The 18,615-nt window shown below is 61.0% G+C and carries 16 protein-coding genes; 2 read left to right on the forward strand and 14 right to left on the reverse strand.

Features of this window, described 5'->3' with window-relative positions; all coding sequences use genetic code 11:
• Positions 1–24 precede the first annotated feature (24 nt).
• Both AC0L7I_RS14705 and katG read left to right on the forward strand, forming a co-directional pair.
• Positions 25–504 (forward strand): outer membrane protein assembly factor BamE, encoded by a 480-nt coding sequence (locus AC0L7I_RS14705; protein ID WP_473397177.1) that lies wholly within the window; start codon positions 25–27, stop codon positions 502–504.
• A gap of 201 nt (positions 505–705) precedes the next feature.
• Entirely contained in the window at positions 706–2,874 is a 2,169-nt protein-coding gene (gene katG, locus AC0L7I_RS14710) for a catalase/peroxidase HPI (RefSeq protein ID WP_473397178.1), read from the forward strand.
• Between the two features lie 76 nt (positions 2,875–2,950).
• Here katG and AC0L7I_RS14715 read toward each other — a convergent pair whose 3' ends face one another.
• The 14 genes from AC0L7I_RS14715 to galU form a co-directional block, all read right to left on the reverse strand.
• Positions 2,951–5,101, reverse strand: a complete 2,151-nt coding sequence (locus tag AC0L7I_RS14715) for a sodium-translocating pyrophosphatase (RefSeq protein WP_473397179.1) — start codon at positions 5,099–5,101, stop codon at positions 2,951–2,953.
• 147 nt (positions 5,102–5,248) lie between these two features.
• Positions 5,249–6,181 (reverse strand): thiamine-phosphate kinase, encoded by a 933-nt coding sequence (gene thiL / locus AC0L7I_RS14720; RefSeq protein WP_473397180.1) that lies wholly within the window; start codon positions 6,179–6,181, stop codon positions 5,249–5,251.
• 146 nt (positions 6,182–6,327) lie between these two features.
• On the reverse strand, positions 6,328–7,287 hold the full coding sequence (locus AC0L7I_RS14725) for an acetyl-CoA carboxylase carboxyltransferase subunit alpha (RefSeq protein ID WP_473397181.1): 960 nt from the start codon (positions 7,285–7,287) through the stop codon (positions 6,328–6,330).
• A 48-nt stretch (positions 7,288–7,335) separates the two neighbouring features.
• Positions 7,336–8,277, reverse strand: a complete 942-nt coding sequence (locus tag AC0L7I_RS14730) for a type II secretion system F family protein (RefSeq protein ID WP_473397182.1) — start codon at positions 8,275–8,277, stop codon at positions 7,336–7,338.
• Between the two features lie 10 nt (positions 8,278–8,287).
• Complete coding sequence (locus AC0L7I_RS14735) at positions 8,288–9,271, reverse strand: type II secretion system F family protein (protein ID WP_473397183.1); 984 nt, start codon at positions 9,269–9,271, stop codon at positions 8,288–8,290.
• A gap of 11 nt (positions 9,272–9,282) precedes the next feature.
• A complete protein-coding gene (locus AC0L7I_RS14740) occupies positions 9,283–10,668 on the reverse strand; it encodes a CpaF family protein (protein ID WP_473397184.1) in 1,386 nt (461 codons plus the stop codon).
• Entirely contained in the window at positions 10,665–11,867 is a 1,203-nt protein-coding gene (locus AC0L7I_RS14745) for a CpaE/TadZ family protein (protein ID WP_473397185.1), read from the reverse strand. The genes AC0L7I_RS14740 and AC0L7I_RS14745 overlap by 4 nt, the downstream gene beginning before the upstream one ends.
• 1 nt (position 11,868) lies before the next feature.
• Positions 11,869–12,135, reverse strand: a complete 267-nt coding sequence (locus tag AC0L7I_RS14750; RefSeq protein ID WP_473397186.1) for a hypothetical protein — start codon at positions 12,133–12,135, stop codon at positions 11,869–11,871.
• 12 nt (positions 12,136–12,147) lie between these two features.
• Positions 12,148–13,440, reverse strand: coding sequence for a type II and III secretion system protein family protein (locus AC0L7I_RS14755; RefSeq protein ID WP_473397187.1), 1,293 nt, complete (start codon positions 13,438–13,440; stop codon positions 12,148–12,150).
• Entirely contained in the window at positions 13,437–14,321 is an 885-nt protein-coding gene (gene cpaB, locus AC0L7I_RS14760) for a Flp pilus assembly protein CpaB (RefSeq protein WP_473397188.1), read from the reverse strand. Before cpaB ends, AC0L7I_RS14755 begins: the two co-directional genes overlap by 4 nt.
• A gap of 206 nt (positions 14,322–14,527) precedes the next feature.
• Complete coding sequence (locus AC0L7I_RS14765) at positions 14,528–15,229, reverse strand: metallophosphoesterase family protein (RefSeq protein ID WP_473397189.1); 702 nt, start codon at positions 15,227–15,229, stop codon at positions 14,528–14,530.
• Between the two features lie 55 nt (positions 15,230–15,284).
• Positions 15,285–16,496 carry an FAD-dependent oxidoreductase gene (locus tag AC0L7I_RS14770; RefSeq protein ID WP_473397190.1) on the reverse strand — a complete coding sequence of 404 codons (1,212 nt, stop codon included), beginning with the start codon at positions 16,494–16,496 and terminating at the stop codon, positions 15,285–15,287.
• Positions 16,497–16,553: 57 nt separating this feature from the next.
• Positions 16,554–17,549 carry a threonine ammonia-lyase gene (locus AC0L7I_RS14775; protein ID WP_473397192.1) on the reverse strand — a complete coding sequence of 332 codons (996 nt, stop codon included), beginning with the start codon at positions 17,547–17,549 and terminating at the stop codon, positions 16,554–16,556.
• 122 nt (positions 17,550–17,671) lie between these two features.
• The gene (gene galU, locus AC0L7I_RS14780; RefSeq protein WP_473397194.1) at positions 17,672–18,544 is read right to left on the reverse strand and encodes a UTP--glucose-1-phosphate uridylyltransferase GalU; all 873 of its coding nucleotides are present in this window, start codon (positions 18,542–18,544) and stop codon (positions 17,672–17,674) included.
• Positions 18,545–18,615: the final 71 nt, after the last annotated feature.

Consider the following 18,615-nt stretch of genomic DNA (forward strand, 5'->3'; position numbering starts at 1 on the left):
CCAAGCCTTATCAGGAGTTTCTCCATGTCGCGACGTGCGATTTTGGCCATTGGCCTTCTCACCCTGCCGCTTACCGCGTGTCTCACGCCGGCGCGGGATTTTCACGGCTACGTCTCGGACGACGCCCAGCCGCGCGACATGAAGCCGGACGAAGACACCAGGTCCTCGGTCCTCGCCCAGCTCGGCAGCCCCTCGACGGAAAGCGTATTTGACGACAAGACGTGGATGTACATTTCCGATGTTCAGGAACGCGTTGCCTTCCTGAAGCCGAAAATCACCAAGCGCTCGATCACGGCGATCCGCTTCGGCGAGGACGACAAGGTCGACGAAGTCCTCGAATACAATGCCCAGGACGGCGAAGTCATCAATTACGCGGCCCGCGAAACGCCCACCCGTGGTCGCGAACTGGGCCTGTGGGAACAGATATTCGGTACTGTCGGCGGCGTTCGTCTCCCGAACTCGGACGAAGCGACACCCGGCAACCCGACCGGTCGCCGCCAGTAGCGCGATCCGCCTCCGGACACAGACAAGCCCTGGAATCTCGGTTCCGGGGCTTATTTGTTCGCGATTGCGATACGTCAAACCCCTCGCATAGAGATGCTCTATAGCTCAGCGTCAGAGAATCGATTGGATCAATAAATTCGGGAACGGTATCTTCCCTAATTAGGCGAAAGTGCCGAACAATTTCAGTAATGGGAGAGCAATATGGATGGAAATGACAAGCCAGGCGCCGGCAAGTGTCCGGTGATGCATGGCGGGATGACGGCTGTGGGCCGCACGGTGATGGATTGGTGGCCGAATGCGCTGAACCTCGACATCCTGCACCAGCACGACACCAAGACGAACCCGCTCGGCGAGGACTTTGACTATGGCAAGCAAGTCAAGGCGCTCGACTTCGCGGCGCTGAAGAAAGACCTGACCGCCCTGATGACGGAAAATCAGGAATGGTGGCCGGCCGACTATGGCCATTATGGCGGCCTGATGATCCGCCTTGCCTGGCACTCGGCAGGTTCCTACCGTCTGGCCGACGGTCGCGGCGGTGGCGGTGCGGGCAATATCCGCTTCGCTCCGCTCAATTCCTGGCCGGACAATGGCAACCTCGACAAGGCCCGCCGCCTGCTGTGGCCGATCAAAAAGAAATACGGCAACAAGATTTCCTGGGCCGACCTGATCGTCCTGTCGGGCACGATTGCGTATGAATCCATGGGCCTGAAAACCTACGGCTTCGCCTTTGGCCGCCCGGACATCTGGCATCCCGAAATCGACACCTATTGGGGCGCCGAAAAGGAATGGCTGGGCCGCGACCGCTATGACGACAACGCCAAGCCGGACTCTCTGGAGAATCCGCTTGCGGCTGTGCAGATGGGCCTCATCTACGTCAATCCTGAGGGTGTCCAGGGCACGCTCGATCCGGCGAAGACCGCACTTGAAGTCCGCGAAACCTTTGCCCGCATGGCAATGGATGACGAGGAAACTGCCGCGCTCACCTGCGGCGGCCACACGGTCGGCAAGGCACATGGCAACGGCGATGCCGGCGCCCTTGGCCCGGCACCGGAAGGCGCGGCGATTGAAGCCCAGGGCTTCGGCTGGCTGAACCCGAACATGAAGGGCAAGGCAGATCTCGCCGTAACGTCCGGCGTCGAAGGCGCTTGGACCACCAATCCAATCAAATGGGACATGGGCTATTTCGACCTTCTGTTCGGATATGAGTGGGAGAAGACCAAGTCGCCTGCTGGAGCGAACCAGTGGCGTCCCGTCGGCATCAAGGAAGAACACATGCCGGTCGACGCTTCCGATCCGTCTGTGCGCCGCATGCCGATGATGACAGATGCCGACATGGCGATGAAGGTTGATCCGATCTACAACAAGATCTGCCAGAAATTCATGGCGGACCCGGATTATTTCTCCAAGACCTTCGCCCGCGCCTGGTTCAAGCTCACTCACCGCGACATGGGTCCGAAGCCACGCTGGGTCGGTCCGGACGTGCCAGCCGAAGACCTGATCTGGCAGGACCCGGTTCCAGCCGGCAACACCAAGTACGACGTCGATGCCGTAAAGGCGAAGATCGCCGCCAGCGGCCTCTCCGTCACCGACATGGTATCGACTGCATGGGACAGTGCCCGCACCTATCGTGGCTCCGACATGCGCGGCGGCGCCAATGGTGCCCGCATCCGCCTTGCTCCCCAGAAAGACTGGGAAGGCAACGAGCCCGCACGGCTCGCCAAGGTATTGAAGGTGCTGGAAGGCATCGCTGCCGAAACCGGCGCCAGCGTGGCTGACGTCATTGTCCTTGCAGGCAATGTCGGCGTCGAAAAGGCTGCCAAGGCTGCCGGCGTTACCGTCAAGGTGCCGTTCTCTCCGGGCCGCGGCGATGCCACTCAGGCGATGACAGACGCAGATTCCTTTTCTGTCCTGGAACCGCTGGCCGATGGCTTCCGCAACTGGGTGAAGAAGGACTATGTGGTAAGCCCGGAAGAGCTGCTGCTCGACCGCGCCCAACTCATGGGCCTCACAGGTCCGGAAATGACTGTCCTGATCGGCGGCATGCGCGTTATCGGCACCAATCATGGCGGCACGAAGCATGGTGTGTTCACGGACAAGGTGGGCGCCCTGACGAACGACTTCTTCGTCAACCTGACCGACATGGCCTTTAAGTGGGAACCGAAGGGTTCGAATGCCTACGACATTGTGGACCGCAAGAGCGGTGCAACGAAGTTCACGGCAACGCGCGTGGACCTGGTATTCGGATCGAACTCGATCCTCCGGGCCTATGCCGAAGTATACGCCCAGGACGACAACAAGGAAAAGTTCGTAAAAGACTTTGTTGCCGCTTGGACCAAGGTGATGAACGCAGATCGCTTCGATCTCGCCTGATCGGAACCTGAGCCCTCAGAGAAAAGGCCCCGGCGCTTTCGCACCGGGGCCTTTTTTATGGTCGGTATGTATCCGCCTAGTGAGCGGCGAGAACCGCGAGAAGCAACAAGGCCACGATGTTCGTGATCTTGATCATCGGGTTGACGGCCGGTCCGGCCGTATCCTTGTACGGATCGCCAACCGTGTCGCCGGTCACGGCAGCCTTGTGGGCTTCAGACCCCTTGCCGCCATGGTTGCCGTCTTCGATATACTTCTTGGCATTGTCCCAGGCGCCGCCGCCCGAGGTCATCGAGATGGCCACGAACAGGCCCGTGACGATCACGCCCAGCAACATGGCACCGACAGCCGACAGGGCTGCGCCGCTTCCGGCGATCACGAAGATCACACCGAACAACACGATCGGTGACAGTACCGGCAGCAAGGACGGCACGATCATTTCCTTGATCGCAGCTTGCGTCAGGATATCCACGGCGCGGCCATAGTCAGGCTTCACTTCGCCTTTCATGATGCCCGGCATTTCGCGGAATTGGCGACGCACTTCCTCGACCACGGACTGGGCTGCACGCCCGACCGCCATCATCGACATGCCGCCGAACAGGAAGGGCAGAAGGCCGCCGAACAGCAGGCCGACCACCACGTACGGACTGGAGATCGAGAAATCGACCACGACATTGTGGAAGAATGTGCCGGGGTCTGCCTGGGAGATGAAGTATTTCAGGTCTTCCGAATAGGCCGCAAACAGAACAAGCGCGCCGAGGCCCGCCGATCCGATGGCATAGCCCTTGGTGACAGCCTTGGTCGTGTTGCCAACAGCATCCAGCGCGTCGGTGGTCTGGCGCACTTCCGAAGGCAGTTCAGCCATCTCGGCAATACCGCCCGCGTTGTCCGTCACCGGACCGAACGCATCAAGCGCGACGATAATGCCAGCGAGTGCCAGCATGGTCGTCGTGGCAATGGCGATGCCGTACAGGCCTGCCAGGTTGAACGTCAGCAGGATGCCCGCCATGATCGTGATCGATGGCAGCGCCGTCGATTCGAGCGAGACAGCCAGACCCTGGATCACGTTCGTGCCATGACCGGACTCCGACGCCTTCGCGATCGAGCGGACAGGACGGAACTTCGTCTCCGTGTAATAGGCGGTGATGTACACAATCAGGCCGGTCACAACGAGGCCGGTCACGCCGCAGAGGAACAGGTCGAAGCCCGTAATATCCCCGGCCATGCCGAGCCGCTGCGCAGCTTCATTCAGGACACCAAATCCGTTCGGCAACACGCTGTTGATTGCGATGGCCAGGCCACCTACCGACAGGACACCCGTGACGATCAGGCCCTTGTAGAGCGCCCACATAACATCTGTAGACCCCTTGCCCAGGCGCACAAAGAACGTGCCGATAATCGAGGTGACGATACACACAGCGGCAATCGCCAGCGGCAGCATCATCACGGCCGAAATGTCAGCCGATCCGGAGAAGTAGATCCCGCCCAGAACCATGGTCGCAACCAGCGTCACAGCATAGGTTTCAAACAGGTCGGCCGCCATGCCGGCGCAATCGCCGACATTGTCGCCCACATTGTCAGCAATGGTCGCAGCGTTGCGCGGATCATCCTCGGGGATGCCGGCTTCCACCTTGCCCACCATGTCGCCGCCGACATCCGCACCCTTGGTGAAGATACCGCCACCGAGACGGGCGAAGATCGAGATCAGCGATGCGCCGAAGCCGAGCGACACGAGCGCGTCAATGACGTGGCGCTTCTCGTCGCGAACCGAAAGGTCGAGATCGAGCGGCCCGGTCAGAAGGCCGTAATAGAGGACAATACCCATCAGGGCGAGGCCGACGACCAGCATGCCGGTGATGGCACCTGACTTGAACGCCAGCGCGAGACCGGCGCCGAGGCCGCTCTTGGAGGCTTCCGTCGTGCGTACGTTGGCGCGTACCGACACGAGCATGCCGATAAAGCCGGCTGCTCCCGACAGGACGGCCCCCAGAACAAATCCGAGTGCAGACATCCAGCCGAGCAGGACGAGCAGGATGATGGCGACAACAATGCCGACGATACCGATCGTGCGATACTGGCGCTTCAGGTAGGCGTTTGCGCCTTCCTGGATGGCCAGTGCGATTTCACGCATACGCTGGTCGCCCGACGGAGCCTTCATGATCGAGCTGATCTGTAGGTATCCGTATAGAACCGACACAACGCCTGCGGCGAGTGCGAGATAAAACCACATGGGGATTTCCTTCCTTCCCTGAGCCTTTTAGCGGGCCCGGGTTGGCCCCGGGTCTCCAAAACTTAGTTATGATGGGTCTTTGCCTGCCAGTCGTACCTTGATGAGGCAACCCGCCTCGCTTCAGGGGCGAGTCACAGGCGACCCGACTCATCCATGCTCGAACCCCAGAGTTTCGGGGAGGTTAATTTTTTTGCCCCCCAACCCCAGCGACAAGCCTGATCCGCCTATAATTTTCCCGATTCGGGCGAGTTGTATCCCCCGCTCACTCGCCTCTTGCGCGATCAACCCTGACTGGCTTTCCGGAGCCGTGAACAAGACCTGGTAGTCATCGCCCCAGGTCGCCAGCTTCAACATCTCGGCTTCGTCCGCCGCGCCGCCCGCAAAGGGCACTGCGCCGAGATCAATCTCCAACCCCACGCCCGAGGCCTCAGCCAGCGACTTCGCATCGATCAGCAGGCCGTCGGACACATCCATGGCTGCGCTGGCGTGCCGGGCGACCAGACCTGCCGTGGCAAGCGGCGGCAGCGACGGAAGCCGGTAGGCCTGGTCCCACCGCCCCCCTGCCACGCCCTCGGAAACCTCTTGCCACCCCCGCGCTGCGCCCCCCACGCACCCCGACAACCACACGGAATCACCCGTTTTTGCCCCTGTCCGGCGCACCGGCGCGTCCGACAGGCACCGCCCTGTCAGGGTGAGAGACAGGAACAGGCCCTGCGGATTGGTAACCGTGTCTCCGCCGATCAGCTGCGCTCCCCAGGCCGTCAATTCATCGCCCAAAGCTGCAGCAAATGCAGCGATTTCGGCTTCTCCCCTCGCTTTGGGCCACCCGAGAGTCAGCAGGGCCTCGGCTGGCTCCGCCCCGCTCGCCAACAGGTCAGACACATTCGCCCGCACCAGTTTGCGCGCCACGGTATCAACGGGATCGGAGGCCATGAAATGCACCCCTTCGACCATGGCATCTGTTGTAATGGCTACAGGACCGGGCGTTCCGAGCTGAGCCACGTCATCCTTCAGTCCCGCTGCGCCTTGCCCCTGCGCCAGCGGCGCAAAATAACGCGCGATCCAGTCCTTTTCCGCCATGTTCAGTCGTCCAGCGCGTCGGAACGACTCAGCGGAAGGGCTCCGGCCAAGTCCGCATTCGCGCCGACAATGATATTTTGCATGAAATGCCCTCCTGCGGTCTGGCGCTCAGCCTGACCGTTCGGGCGGAAGATGACAAGCAGGGCCTAGGCGATCTCGCGGCCAATGGCATAGAAACGATCCCGGCGCTGGCGACGCAATTCCTGCGGCGACAAGCCCTCAAGGTCTTTCAATGCCGTATCCAGCGCCTTGGCTGCAGCGGCCATTGCCCGCTGCGGATCGCGGTGCGCGCCTCCGACAGGCTCTTTGACGACACCGTCAATGACCTTTGTTTTCAACAGGTCTGGCGCCGTAATCTTCATCGCATCCGCAGCGTCCTTGGCCTTGGCCGGGTCACGGTAGAGGATCGAGGCGCAGCCTTCCGGCGAGATGACCGAATAGATCGCATGTTCCATCATCAGCACCTTGTTGGCGGCCGCGATGCCAATGGCGCCGCCCGACATGCCTTCGCCGATGATCAGGGTCACGAAAGGCACGCCCAGCGACAAGCCACGCTGGGTGCCGCGGGCGATCGCTTCAGCCTGTCCGCGCTCTTCGCCGCCCTTGCCGGGATAGGCACCGGCGGTGTCGGGAAAGCTGAGGACCGGCAAGTTGAACTTTTCGGCCATGTCCATCAGGCGAACGGCCTTCCGGTAGCCCTCGGGGTGGGCCATGCCAAAATTGTGCTTCAGGCGTTTCTCGGTCGTGCGGCCCTTCTCGTGGCCCATGATGACCACCGAACGCCCCTTGAACCGGGCGAGGCCGCCGATAACCGCCTCGTCATTGCCGAACAGCCTGTCGCCGGCCAGTTCTTCGAAATCCTCGAAAACAGTCTCGATATAGTCCGACAGGTGCGGGCGGTCCGGATGCCGGGCAACCTGCGTTTTCCGCCAGGCCGAGAGGTCTGAATAGATGTCTTTCAGCTGCTTGGTCGATTTGGCCTTCAGCTTGTTCAGTTCGTCCTTGATGGACGGCCCGCCCTTCTGGCCGGAGAGGGCTTCGAGCTCGGCAATCTTGGCGTCGAGTTCGGCGATGGGCTTTTCAAAATCGAGATATGTCGTGCTCATGATGCAATCTCTAGCAATCGATACCTGACTCGCCTAGCGCCCATTTCATTACAGTATTTCCTGAAACATCACGACGGCCGGCAGCGTCAGCACGCCCAAAAGCACGGGGAAGACAAAGAAAACCAGCGGAAGCGTCAATTTCGCCGGCAAAGCCATAGCCTTTTCTTCTGCATAGAGGATACGGCGCTGGCGCATGTCCGCCGAAAAGATGCGCAGGGTCTGGCCAAGGCTTGTACCCATTTCCTCCGCCTGACGCAGCATCGTCGCCAGCGACCCGGCTTCCTCGATGCCCATCCGGTCTGCGAATCCGCGCCAGGCTGACTTGCGCGCCCGGCCTGCCCGAAGTTCCAGTGACAAGGTCCGCATGTATCCGGCAATGATCGGGTGACGCAACTCGAGTTCCTCGCCAACGCGCTGGACTGATGCGTCCAGGCTGAGCCCGGCTTCCACGCAAGCGACGAGGAGGTCCATCATGTCAGGAAAGCCGCCGGAACATTCCTGCCGGCGCGATTTGGTCCGTTTGTCGAGATACATGCCTGGCGCGATAAGCCCGATCATGACGAGCATGACGGAAATGACGAGCGGGGTCGTACCCGGCAGGCTTGAGAGATAGGGCAATGCCGCCAGCAAGCCGAGCTGCGGCAGGACAATGCAAAGCAGGCGCACGAAATAATATCGGCCAACGGCCGATGATCCGACAAAACCTGCACCGGCCAGCCGCGCCTTGGCCGCGCTGACGCCCTGTTCGTCGTCATCAGGCGCCATCTGGTCGGCCAGCCCGGTGACAGCCTTGCCAATACGGCTCGCATTGCGGCGTTGCTCTGGAGCTCGGGAAGCAGGTCCACGGCGCGCCAGACGGCGCTCGACGCTTTCGATGTCGCGGCGGCTCCTGAGGAAGGACAGGACGCTCGGGAACAACAGCGCCAGCGCTGCGCCCAGCATCAGCACAGGCGCCCACATTCCGGGGAAAGACGAAGTATCCAGGTTCACTGTTCCCTCCCTACATCTTGAAATTGATCATCTTGCGCATGACCAGGTTGCCGATGAACATCCAGACGAACAGTCCTGCAAATCCGTAGCGGATGAGCGGGTCGTGGATCACGTTGCCGTAGAAATTTGGCTGGGTCACATGGATCGCCATCATCACCAAGAATGGCGCAGACGTCAGGATCAGAGCGGACATCCGCCCTTCAGACGACGCCGCGCGCACCTTGAGGCGCATCGTCTGGCGTTCCCGGATTGTTGTCGTGTTCGCCTTCAACAGGTCGCAGAGGTTGCCGCCTGTCTTCTCCTGCAGGCGCACGGTTGCGCCGAACAATTCGACATCCGGATCGCCGGACCTTTCAGCCATGCGCTGTACTGCATTCGTGAGCGAAAAGCCGTAGGACACTTCATCGGCCGTCATGCCGAACTCCGTGCCGATCGGATCCGGCATCTCACGCGCCACCAGCGACACCGCTGTTGCAACGGGGTGACCTGCTTCAAGGCTGCGGCAGACAATCTGCAGCGCATCGGGCAGCTGTTCGGCCAGTTTCTTGCGCCGCTTGCCGGCAACATGCTTGAGCACGAATATCGGCCCAAAGAGAAAGACGACCATGCAGATACCGAGCGCCGGCACCCAGCCACCGACGAAATGCAAGTAGGCGCCCGCCGCAACCAGTCCGCCACCTGCCGACATCGCCGCCCATTTGAGCGGCTGGTAAGGCAGGCCCGACCTGACCACCAGGCGATTGAAGCGTTCGAGCGGCATCGCGAAATTGCCGTCGGCATCCAGGCCTCGGCTCTTGCGCAACTCGACCATGGCCTCGCTGGTGCTGGCAAACCGGTCCTTGAACTGCAGCCTGCGGTTCACGATCCGTTGTGTCTGCGCCTGCGTGACGAGGCCCAACGCGGCCTGGATCATCAGGAAGAACGCCCCCGCCGCCATGATCGCGCTGACCAGCAGGAACATGCTGTAACCGGTTATGTCTGGTAAGCCGAACACGTGACTGGCGCCTAGAACACGGTCGCGGGATCGAACATGCCTGCAGGCATGTGAACGCCGCGTCGCTCCATCTCGTCGAGGAATTTCGGACGCAGGCCAGTCGCTACGAATTTGCCGATCACTTTGCCGTCCTCCGACGTTCCGGAGCGTTCAAATTTGAAGATTTCCTGGATCTGGATGATCGAGCCTTCCATGCCAGTGATTTCGGCAATCGACACGACCTTGCGCGACCCGTCTGACAGGCGCGTGGCCTGAACGATAAAGTTTACAGCTGAAGCGATCTGGCCTCGAATGGCCTCCTCAGAGATTTTCAAGCCGCCCATCATCACCATTTGCTCAAGGCGCGTAATGGCATCGCGGGGATTGTTGGCGTGAATCGTCGCCATCGAGCCTTCGTGACCAGTATTCATGGCCTGGAGCATGTCGAACGCTTCCTCACCACGGACCTCGCCTAGGATAACGCGGTCCGGGCGCATGCGCAGCGCGTTCTTGACGAGTTCGCGCTGGCGGATCTCGCCCTTGCCTTCGATGTTCGGCGGCCTTGTTTCCATGCGCGCAACGTGCGGCTGTTGCAGCTGGAGTTCGGCCGCGTCCTCGATCGTGATCATGCGCTCCTTCGGACTGATCGCCGAAGACAGGGCGTTCAGGAGCGTTGTCTTGCCAGAACCGGTACCACCCGAAATCACAGTGGACGCCTTGCACTTGACGGCTCCCAGGATGAATTTCGCTACCGGTTCCGGAATAGCTCCGAAGCCAACCAGCTTTTCCATGGTCAGGGGTGATTTGGAAAATTTCCGGATAGAAACAAGCGGTCCGTCGATGGCGATCGGCGCGATGGCCGCGTTGACGCGGCTGCCGTCGAGAAGGCGCGCATCGACCAGCGGTTGACTTTCGTCCACGCGGCGCCCCACGGCCGACACGATCCGCTGCACGATCCGAAGCAGGTGGTCATTGTCGGCAAAGCGGACAGGTGCCAGCTGCAGTTCGCCGTTCCGTTCGATATAGACCTGATTGTAGCCGTTGATGAGAATATCGGCGATGGAATCGTCTTTCAGCAGTGGCTCAATCGGGCCAAGGCCGGTCATCTCGTCCATCACCGCATCGGCAAAGGATATTTCCTCGACCGAAGACAGAGCCATTTCTTCCTTGCTGATGATTTCCGAAATGATCCCGCGCACGCGCTCGCGCATTGTGCCGTCGTCCAGTTTGTCGAGCGCAGACAGGTCGAGTTCATCAATCAGCTTGGCATGCACGCGCAGCTTCGCATCCAGCAAGTCGAAACCGGCAGAATCTCCTTTGCCCTTTGGAGGAACGGGTGCCGGTGCGGCGTCCGCCGGTTTCGCCGACGGCATCACACGCGGTGCCGCAGCCGCTGTGCTGGAACTGAATCGGCTCATTTCGCACGTCTCTTCTTCTTGGGTGTCGCCTCATTGGCGACGACTTCGTCAGGAAGCAGGCGATCAACGAATTGCTGAACGTCCAGCACAAGCTGGCTCTTCGGCTTCACATCTGCGATTGGCTTTCCGAGGTTGACGGCCGTGCGCGCCGCATCCCAGTCCGACGCGATCGTCGTATGGATTTCCTGTTCAATGGCCTGCTCCGCCTTGTCGACGGCGAACTCGGCACGAAAACGCTTCTTCGGGAACATGCGGTTGAGCACGAGCTTGGACTTACCGCGATCCCGCCGCAGCACATCTGTCTCACGACACAACTCCGCTGCAGCGTGCAGGCTTGGTACTGTCAACTCGCTGACGATAATCGCTTCATCGACGGCACCGAGAATGGACTTCGTCCATGGCGTCATATGCCGGGGCATGTCGACCAGCACATACTCGAACGCGCTGCACGCAACATCCAGCAGGCGCAACATTGCCGGCTCGGTCGCCAAGGAATCTGCATCCGGATTACGCGGCGCAGCAAGCAGGGAAACTCCGTCAGCATGCTCCCAACACCATGCCGCCAGCAGTCGCTGGTCCAGGCGCTCGGGCGCATCCACCAGCGCCTGAAGGTCCAGCTTCGGCACCGCTTCGAGAAAGGATGTTGTCATCCCGTCAGCCACATTCAGGTCGACGAGACACACTTTTCCCGGACCCACCTTGCGAGCGAGACTGAACGCGCTCTCGATTGCGAGCGTTGAAACGCCAGCGCCTCCAACGGCGCCGCGAAAGGCCCAGCACTTTGATGTTGCGCCCGATCCCTGAATTGACTGTGTCTCACGCAACTGTTCTGCCGCATCGATAACTTCTTCGATCCCGGCCGACGTAGATACGATATCGGAAGCTTCGAGTTTCATCAGGGCCCGAACCATATGTCCCGGCAGTTGGTCTGAAACAACGATCACTGCTGTGTTCGGGCGCTCCACCGCGAGCGTCAGGATAACCTGGTCGTAACCTGGCACGCCTTGTTCGACCAGCACCAGTCCGCCACCATGGCGCAACACGACCTCGGACGCCGAAAGCCCCGAAAGATCGGCCAGGTCTGCACAGCACGATTCCAGCACGTCCTTGCGCTCGGCGCTTACCAGCACGGCGAGTGACGGGATGATCCGGTTTGTTGCCGGCGGCGGCGGATCCGACTTTTGGACAGGTTCAAACATGTCAGCCCCCGGTTCCGCCAGCCGAGGTCTGCGGCAGATCTTTCTGCGTGCCTTCGTTCAGCGCCTTGACCGCGTTGGCTGCGCGCACGCCCGATGTCGACTCGATTTCCCTGGAGTTCGGCAGGTTCACGTCGCGCACCGACTGGGTAGCGATATTCATCTCGGTCGCGCCGCCCAGCAAGCGGACATCCTGGTGATCATGGCTCGCACATGCGGCGAGAAATGAAAGGGCGGCGATTGCGCCTGTAATTTTTAAACGATTGCTCATTGTACAGCCTCCCTAGTTTGCCAATGGTACGGTTGCGGTCTGGTCAAGCAGGAACAGTTCGGCTTCCGTTGGCTCAGCAAATGCATCCAGCGGCGTGACCAGCGAGTCCGGGTGCGTAGCCGGTTGAACGAGACGCGGCGTGACGATGATTACCAACTCGCTCTCGTTCTTCTGGTAGCGCTTGGACGAGAACAACATCCCGAGTACAGGCACGTTGCCCAGCCATGGTGTCTGACGCACATCGTTGGAATAATCGTTCTGCAACAGGCCGGCGATGGCGAACGCCTGACCGTCATGCAACTCGATTGTCGTGTCCGCCCGGCGTACAGAGATGCCCGGAATTTCGATGCCTGATGACCGGATGCCGTTGGCCCGGTCAAGTGCCGAAACTTCGGGCCGGACGCGCAGGTTCACAAGTCCTTCGCCCAGGACCGTTGGCGTAAAGTCCAGGCTCACACCGAATTTCTTGAACTCGACCGAGATCTGATTGTCCTGGCTGGCAACCGGAATCGGATACTCACCGCCCGCAAGAAAGCTCGCAGTATCACCAGACAGTGCCACCAGGTTCGGTTCGGCCAGCGTCCGGATTACGCCCTTCTGTTCCAGTGCGCGCAAGGTGATGTCGATATTCTCGTTTCCGACATTGGTAAAAAGCGCGATTGTCTTTTCCGCGATGCCTGAAATCGTTCCGCTATCGGTCACGCCAACAACATCATTCGCACTGATCTTGTTGCCAAAACCAATCTCCTTGACCGCGCTGCGGCTGGCTTCAACGAAGCGAACTTCCAGCAGGACCTGCTGGCTCTGGCCAACCGACAGGCCGTTTGCCACACCGCCGGGCACATGCCGCTCAGCCAGTTGCAGCGCCATGTCCGCGGCAGCCGCAGTCGTCAGCTTGCCATCCAGGAACACGCCATCATGCACGGCATAGACATTGATATCCTCGCCCGGCAGCAGGTTCTTCAGGTCCGTGCGGAGTTCATCCAGTCCCAACTCGACTTCAATATCGATAAGTTCAGCGATTTCGCCGGCAGCGTTGTAGATCAGCACGGTTGTCGCGCCCGGCTGCTTGCCACGCAGGAAGAACGAACGGTTCGACGTCGCCATCGCGTCTGCAATTTCAGGATCGGCGACGACAAGCGTCGCAAATTTCAGGTCCGCTTCGACAACTGTCGAACGGCCCTTCTCCAGGACGAGTACGCTGGCGCCCTCAGGTGCGCTGCGCTCGGTCCATGCGCCCGCAACGGGCGCGCCGAGAATTGTCATCGCAAGGCATGCTGCGAAGAGTTTCTGGAACTTTCTCATTTGCCGGCTCCTCCCGCCAATGTTTTGTCCCGGGCGACCGGTGTCGTGACTTCGGTTTCTGCGTCTCCGTTGATCACACGGATGCGGGCGGTCGATGGCGCACGCGCCACACGCGGGCGTGACACGATGCGGACCGGCTCTGGTGCCTTGCGAATTTCCGCAACCACTGCCGCCTCCTCATGTCGACCAATCAGCGCCAAACCAAGCGCGCCGCGCTGGCTTGCCGCGCTCAGCGCCAGCGCATCGTCTGGCGTCACTTCGAGCGTGACAGTGCTCGACGGGCGCGCGCCTTCAAGGCCCGCCTCGAAGGACTGGTCGATCGCGAGTACATTCACGTTCTTGAGAACCGATCTGGCAATCACGTCTCCCGAAACGCGCTCGCCCTCACGTATGGTGCTCCGGCCAGAATCCTCACGCGGGATGAATTCGTTCACGTCCACACGGTCGCCTGGCAGCACGAAGCCCGCCACGCCTGTGTCACTGCCGACGACAACCGAAACAGCCCGCATGCCCGGCGTAATCGATGCCGCCAGCGTCAGGACCAATCCGGTATCGTCGATCTTGGCGCGCATGAGCGGTTCACCGGGCACGATCAGGCCGCGCGCATAAACTGTTTCTTTCAGGTCGTCGAAGCTTCTCAGCGCATCCGCTGGCACCGCGTCTGATGGCCAGGGCTGGGACTTCAGGCTGGATCGATCGATCAGGTCGCCGGTCTGTATCACCGAGGTTGCTACGAGCACGGATGACATCTCGACAACTGGCGCGAGACTTGCAGCAGATGCATCCGACGTGCTGGACATCATGTAGCTGCGGCCCAGAAATACCGCGCCTGCGCCCAGGACGAGCGACAGGCCAAGGCTGATCAGGGTTGTTACCTTCATTGTCGGAGCCCTCGTTCCCAAGACCGTATCTGGTCAATCTGGGACACTAGAGGTCAGGCGATAAAGTCTGTTGAAGAGCGGTGCCCAAATCTCGGGCAGCGCCCGAACGCCCTGTTAACCAAAACCGATGCTTGATTAAGCGCTTTTGAATCATCCCTTTGCGGGCGGATCATCGCGCCATCTCATTACATTTCGCGCCGATGGGCTTAGCTATGAAGGAACCGAGGCGCCGCACCCGGCACCAGTATCGCGGCCGTGAGACGCCCGCCGAATACGGCACCGGTATCGACATTTATCCGGCGCCCATCGGCCGCCATGTCGGGCAGCGAGTCCTCTGTCGGCGAATGCCCATGGACAACGGTCTGGCCGATCAGGTCAGGCGCCGTCCAGCGGCTTGTATCAAAGAATTCCTTTCGCCGAGTCCACATCTGAACCCGCTCGCCACATGCCGGAAACGTATCCGGATCGACGCCTCCATGAACGAACACCAGCCCCTGCGCCTCGTCCCGGAATATCGTCGGCAACCCAAGCAACCAGTCGAGGTGATGATCCGGCGGGCCGTCCAGGCCCCTGCGGCGATAGCTGTCCATGGTTTCTTCGCCACCCCACTCGAGCCAGCTGCGGCGCGAAGCTTCCAGCTCCATGCGCACAGATTCAATCATCAACTGCTCATGGTTTCCGCGGATATTCACGCATTGCGGCCCGCGCCGCGCCTCCATGTCCATCAGATAGTCGACAACACCGCATGAATCCTGTCCACGGTCGATCAGGTCGCCAAGGTGAACCAAAGTCACGTCGGCACCGTCGAGTTCAGCATTGGCATGGAAGTCGACCATGTCGTGCAGTTCCTTCAGACGATCAAGTTCGCCATGAATGTCGCCGATGGCGCAATAGACAGGTTGGGTCATAGGTCTCACCTAGTGCAGGACTTCGCCGAAAAAAGGGCCGTGCCACAGAATTGGCTCAGGGGTCAGAATGCCAGTGTTCGGGCCGAAGACCGATGCCGACAGCGCGGGCCGTTAGGCCGCGAAGCAACGGAACTGCGTCCAGCACTTTCAGGAAGAACGGCGCCTTGGGTGAACCGCCGCGCTCGAGTGCGGGCGCCAGCACCCGGTTCTGTGCCGCAATTTGCGCGCGCTGGGTCATCCGCGCTGGCCAGTCGCGGCGTTTTTGCACGGCGGCCAATGCATCGCCTGGCGCCTGGCCGAGCCGAAGGAACGGCGCGAGTATCCGTGCCGCCGCCGCAGCATCCTGAACCGCGAGGTTTATCCCGACGCCGCCAATCGGCGACATCGCATGCGCCGCATCGCCAATGCAGAGCAGGCCCGACCGCCACCATTTGGTCAGCCGGTTGACCTGGACCGTCAGGAGTTTGACATCGTCCCAACTCCTCAGCTCGCGTGCCGCGCCAGCCAGCTGGGGCGCCAAGCGCCCGATACGGGCCCTGAAGGCGTCCAGCCCTTCGGCGCGGATTGCATCAGCACGACCTTTCGGGAAGGGCAGCGCGCATTGCCAGTAGTCGCCGCGATTGATCAGCACGAGAAACCCGTCCACTCCCACGCGGCCCAGAGATTCGGCGGAATCGTCGGGCGTGCGCGACAAGCGCATCCAGAACACGTCGATCGGCGCGCCAAGGTCTTCCACCTGCAGGCCTGACTGATCACGCAGGCGCGAGCTGCGCCCATCGGCAGCCACGGTCAGGGCGCTGCGAATTTCCAGCGAGCCGTCCTTGGTGTGGCCAAGCAGGCCAACCACCTTGCCGTCTTCCTCGATCAGCCTGTCGGCCTCAGCCGACATCAGCAATCGGAAATTCGGCAATTCGCGCGCGGTATCCGCCACGAAATCCAGCAAGTCCCATTGCGGCATCATTGCGATGAACTTGTTCTCGACCGGCAAGCGAGAAAAATCGGCAGCGGCATAGAATGTGTCTCCTACGCCTACCGACAAGCGTTCAGTCTTCTGGTATGGGCGCGACAATAATCCGTCCAGCAGCCCAAGCTCGCTGAACAATCGCAGCGTCGAGGGGTGCACCGTGTCGCCCCTGAAGTCGCGGAGGAAATCCTCATGCTTTTCCAGCACGATCACATCCACGCCCGCGCGTGCCAGGAGGTAACCCATCATCAGGCCAGCCGGCCCGCCTCCAGCGATACAGCATTGGCTTGTCAGCACACTCATTGGGGTTCTCCGCCCACGTCCGCGACACCTTACCATAGTCCCGAGCAGCGTGATCGATCAGTCGCTCCGTCTTATCACATCGGCAAACATGGCAGCATCCACATTGCCACCGGTCACAACCACCCCAACACGGCCTCCTCGCATCGCCTCGGGCACCCCGCGCAACACAGCCGCCAACGCCGCCGCACCGCCCGGTTCCGCCACGATTTTCAGGTAGCGGAAAGCGTGCCGCATCGCCTCGCGCACCTCAGCGTCGCTCACGACCAGGCCACCCGCCAGCAGGCGCTGGCCAAGCGGGAAGGTCAGAGCGCCCGGCGCAGGCGTCAGGATCGCGTCGCAAAACGAGCGCGTACCCGGCGCGTTGGCGATGATTTCTCTAGCGGCGAGTGACCGCGCCCAGTCGTCATGGCCTTCCGGTTCAGCAGCCCATATCCGGGTTGCGTCAGACAAACCCTCGAAGGCCAGCGCCACTCCTGTGATCAGGCCGCCGCCACCTGCACAGCACACAAGGTAGTCGAGCGGTGTGCCCGTGGCCTCTGCCTGGCGGGCGAATTCAAGGCCAAGGGTTCCCTGTCCGGCAATGATATCAAAATCGTCGAAGCTCGGCACCAGTATCGCGCCCCTTGCGGCGGCTAGGTCCTGCGAGATCGCCTCACGGCTTTCGGTGTTTCGGTCATAGAGATGCACTTCGCCGTCATCGGCCAGCACGCCATCCACTTTCACCTGTGGCGCATCGGATGGCATCACGATCAGGGCCGGCATGCCAAGCAGTCGCGCCGCACGCGCGACGCCTTGCGCGTGGTTGCCGGACGAGAAGGCGACGACGCCTGCTTTGCGCCCGGCCTCGGGAATCTGCGACAGGCGATTCATTGCGCCGCGAATCTTGAAACTGCCTGTTACCTGCAGGCATTCGGCCTTGACCAAAACCTGAGCGCCTGCCGCCGCATCCAGTGCCGGATGGGTCAGGACAGGTGTTTCACGAACGACCCCAGCCACGCGCCGTTCGGCGGCAAGGACATCATCAAAATTCGGAAGGTTCAGGGCCTGGCTCATCGGCCTAGCCCTAGCCGGTCACGCCGCCGCCTTCAAACCGAAAGCGCGTTCGATAGTTAATAAAACCCGCAATCGGTCATTGCCTTGGACCCAATGTGGGTTCGCCGTCCAAAGGGCCACCTCTAGAGCGTGGCGGCCATCTTCCGGATCAGTTCGCGCGCGCCCTCGGCTGTCTCTTCATTATCGATGGCGTGGGCCATGACAGCTTCGAAATAGCCGAGCTTGGACCCGCAATCATATTCGCGGCCTTCAAATTCGTAGGCGTAGTAATTCTGCGTTTCCATCTGGCGGGCCATCGCATCGGTCAGCTGTATCTCGCCGCCAGCTCCGGCGGCCTGATCAGCAAGGAGGCCGAAGATTTCCGGCTGGAGAATGTAGCGACCGGTGATTTTCAGGTTCGACGGCGCCGATTCCATCGGCGGTTTCTCAACCATGCCTGACATTTCGATCAGGCGACCGCTGCGCGCTTTCGGCGCGATCACGCCATAGGACGACACGCGCTCCATAGGAACTGGATCGACAGCGACGATGTTCCCGCCGACTTCGTCATAGGCCTTGACCATTTGCGCGAGGCAGGACGGTGCGCCCTTGACGATCACGTCTGGCAGCAGGACAGCGAAGGGCTCGTTGCCGATAATGTCGCGCGCACACCAGATCGCATGGCCGAGGCCCAGCGGTGACTGCTGGCGCACGAAGCTCGCTGCGCCGGCAGGCAAAGTCGTCTGCTGCACTTGCTGAAGGATCGCCTTCTTGCCCTTGGCCTCAAGCGAGACTTCCAGCTCATAGGCAATGTCGAAATAGTCCTCAATGGCGCCCTTGTTGCGCCCCGTCACAAAGACGATGTGCTCGATTCCGGCTTCGAGGGCCTCGTCGACAACATATTGGATGGCTGGCCGATCAACGACTGGCAGCATTTCCTTCGGGATGGTCTTGGTCGCGGGCAAAACCCGCGTGCCCATGCCTGCAACTGGTAGAACGGCTTTCCTGACGCGCATGGGCGGCTCCTGTTTCGTATTGCATTTCCGCGACCCTATCGCCCGGAATGGACGCCAAGGCCAGAGGGGGC

The organism is Hyphomonas sp. J20-32, from assembly GCF_055808555.1.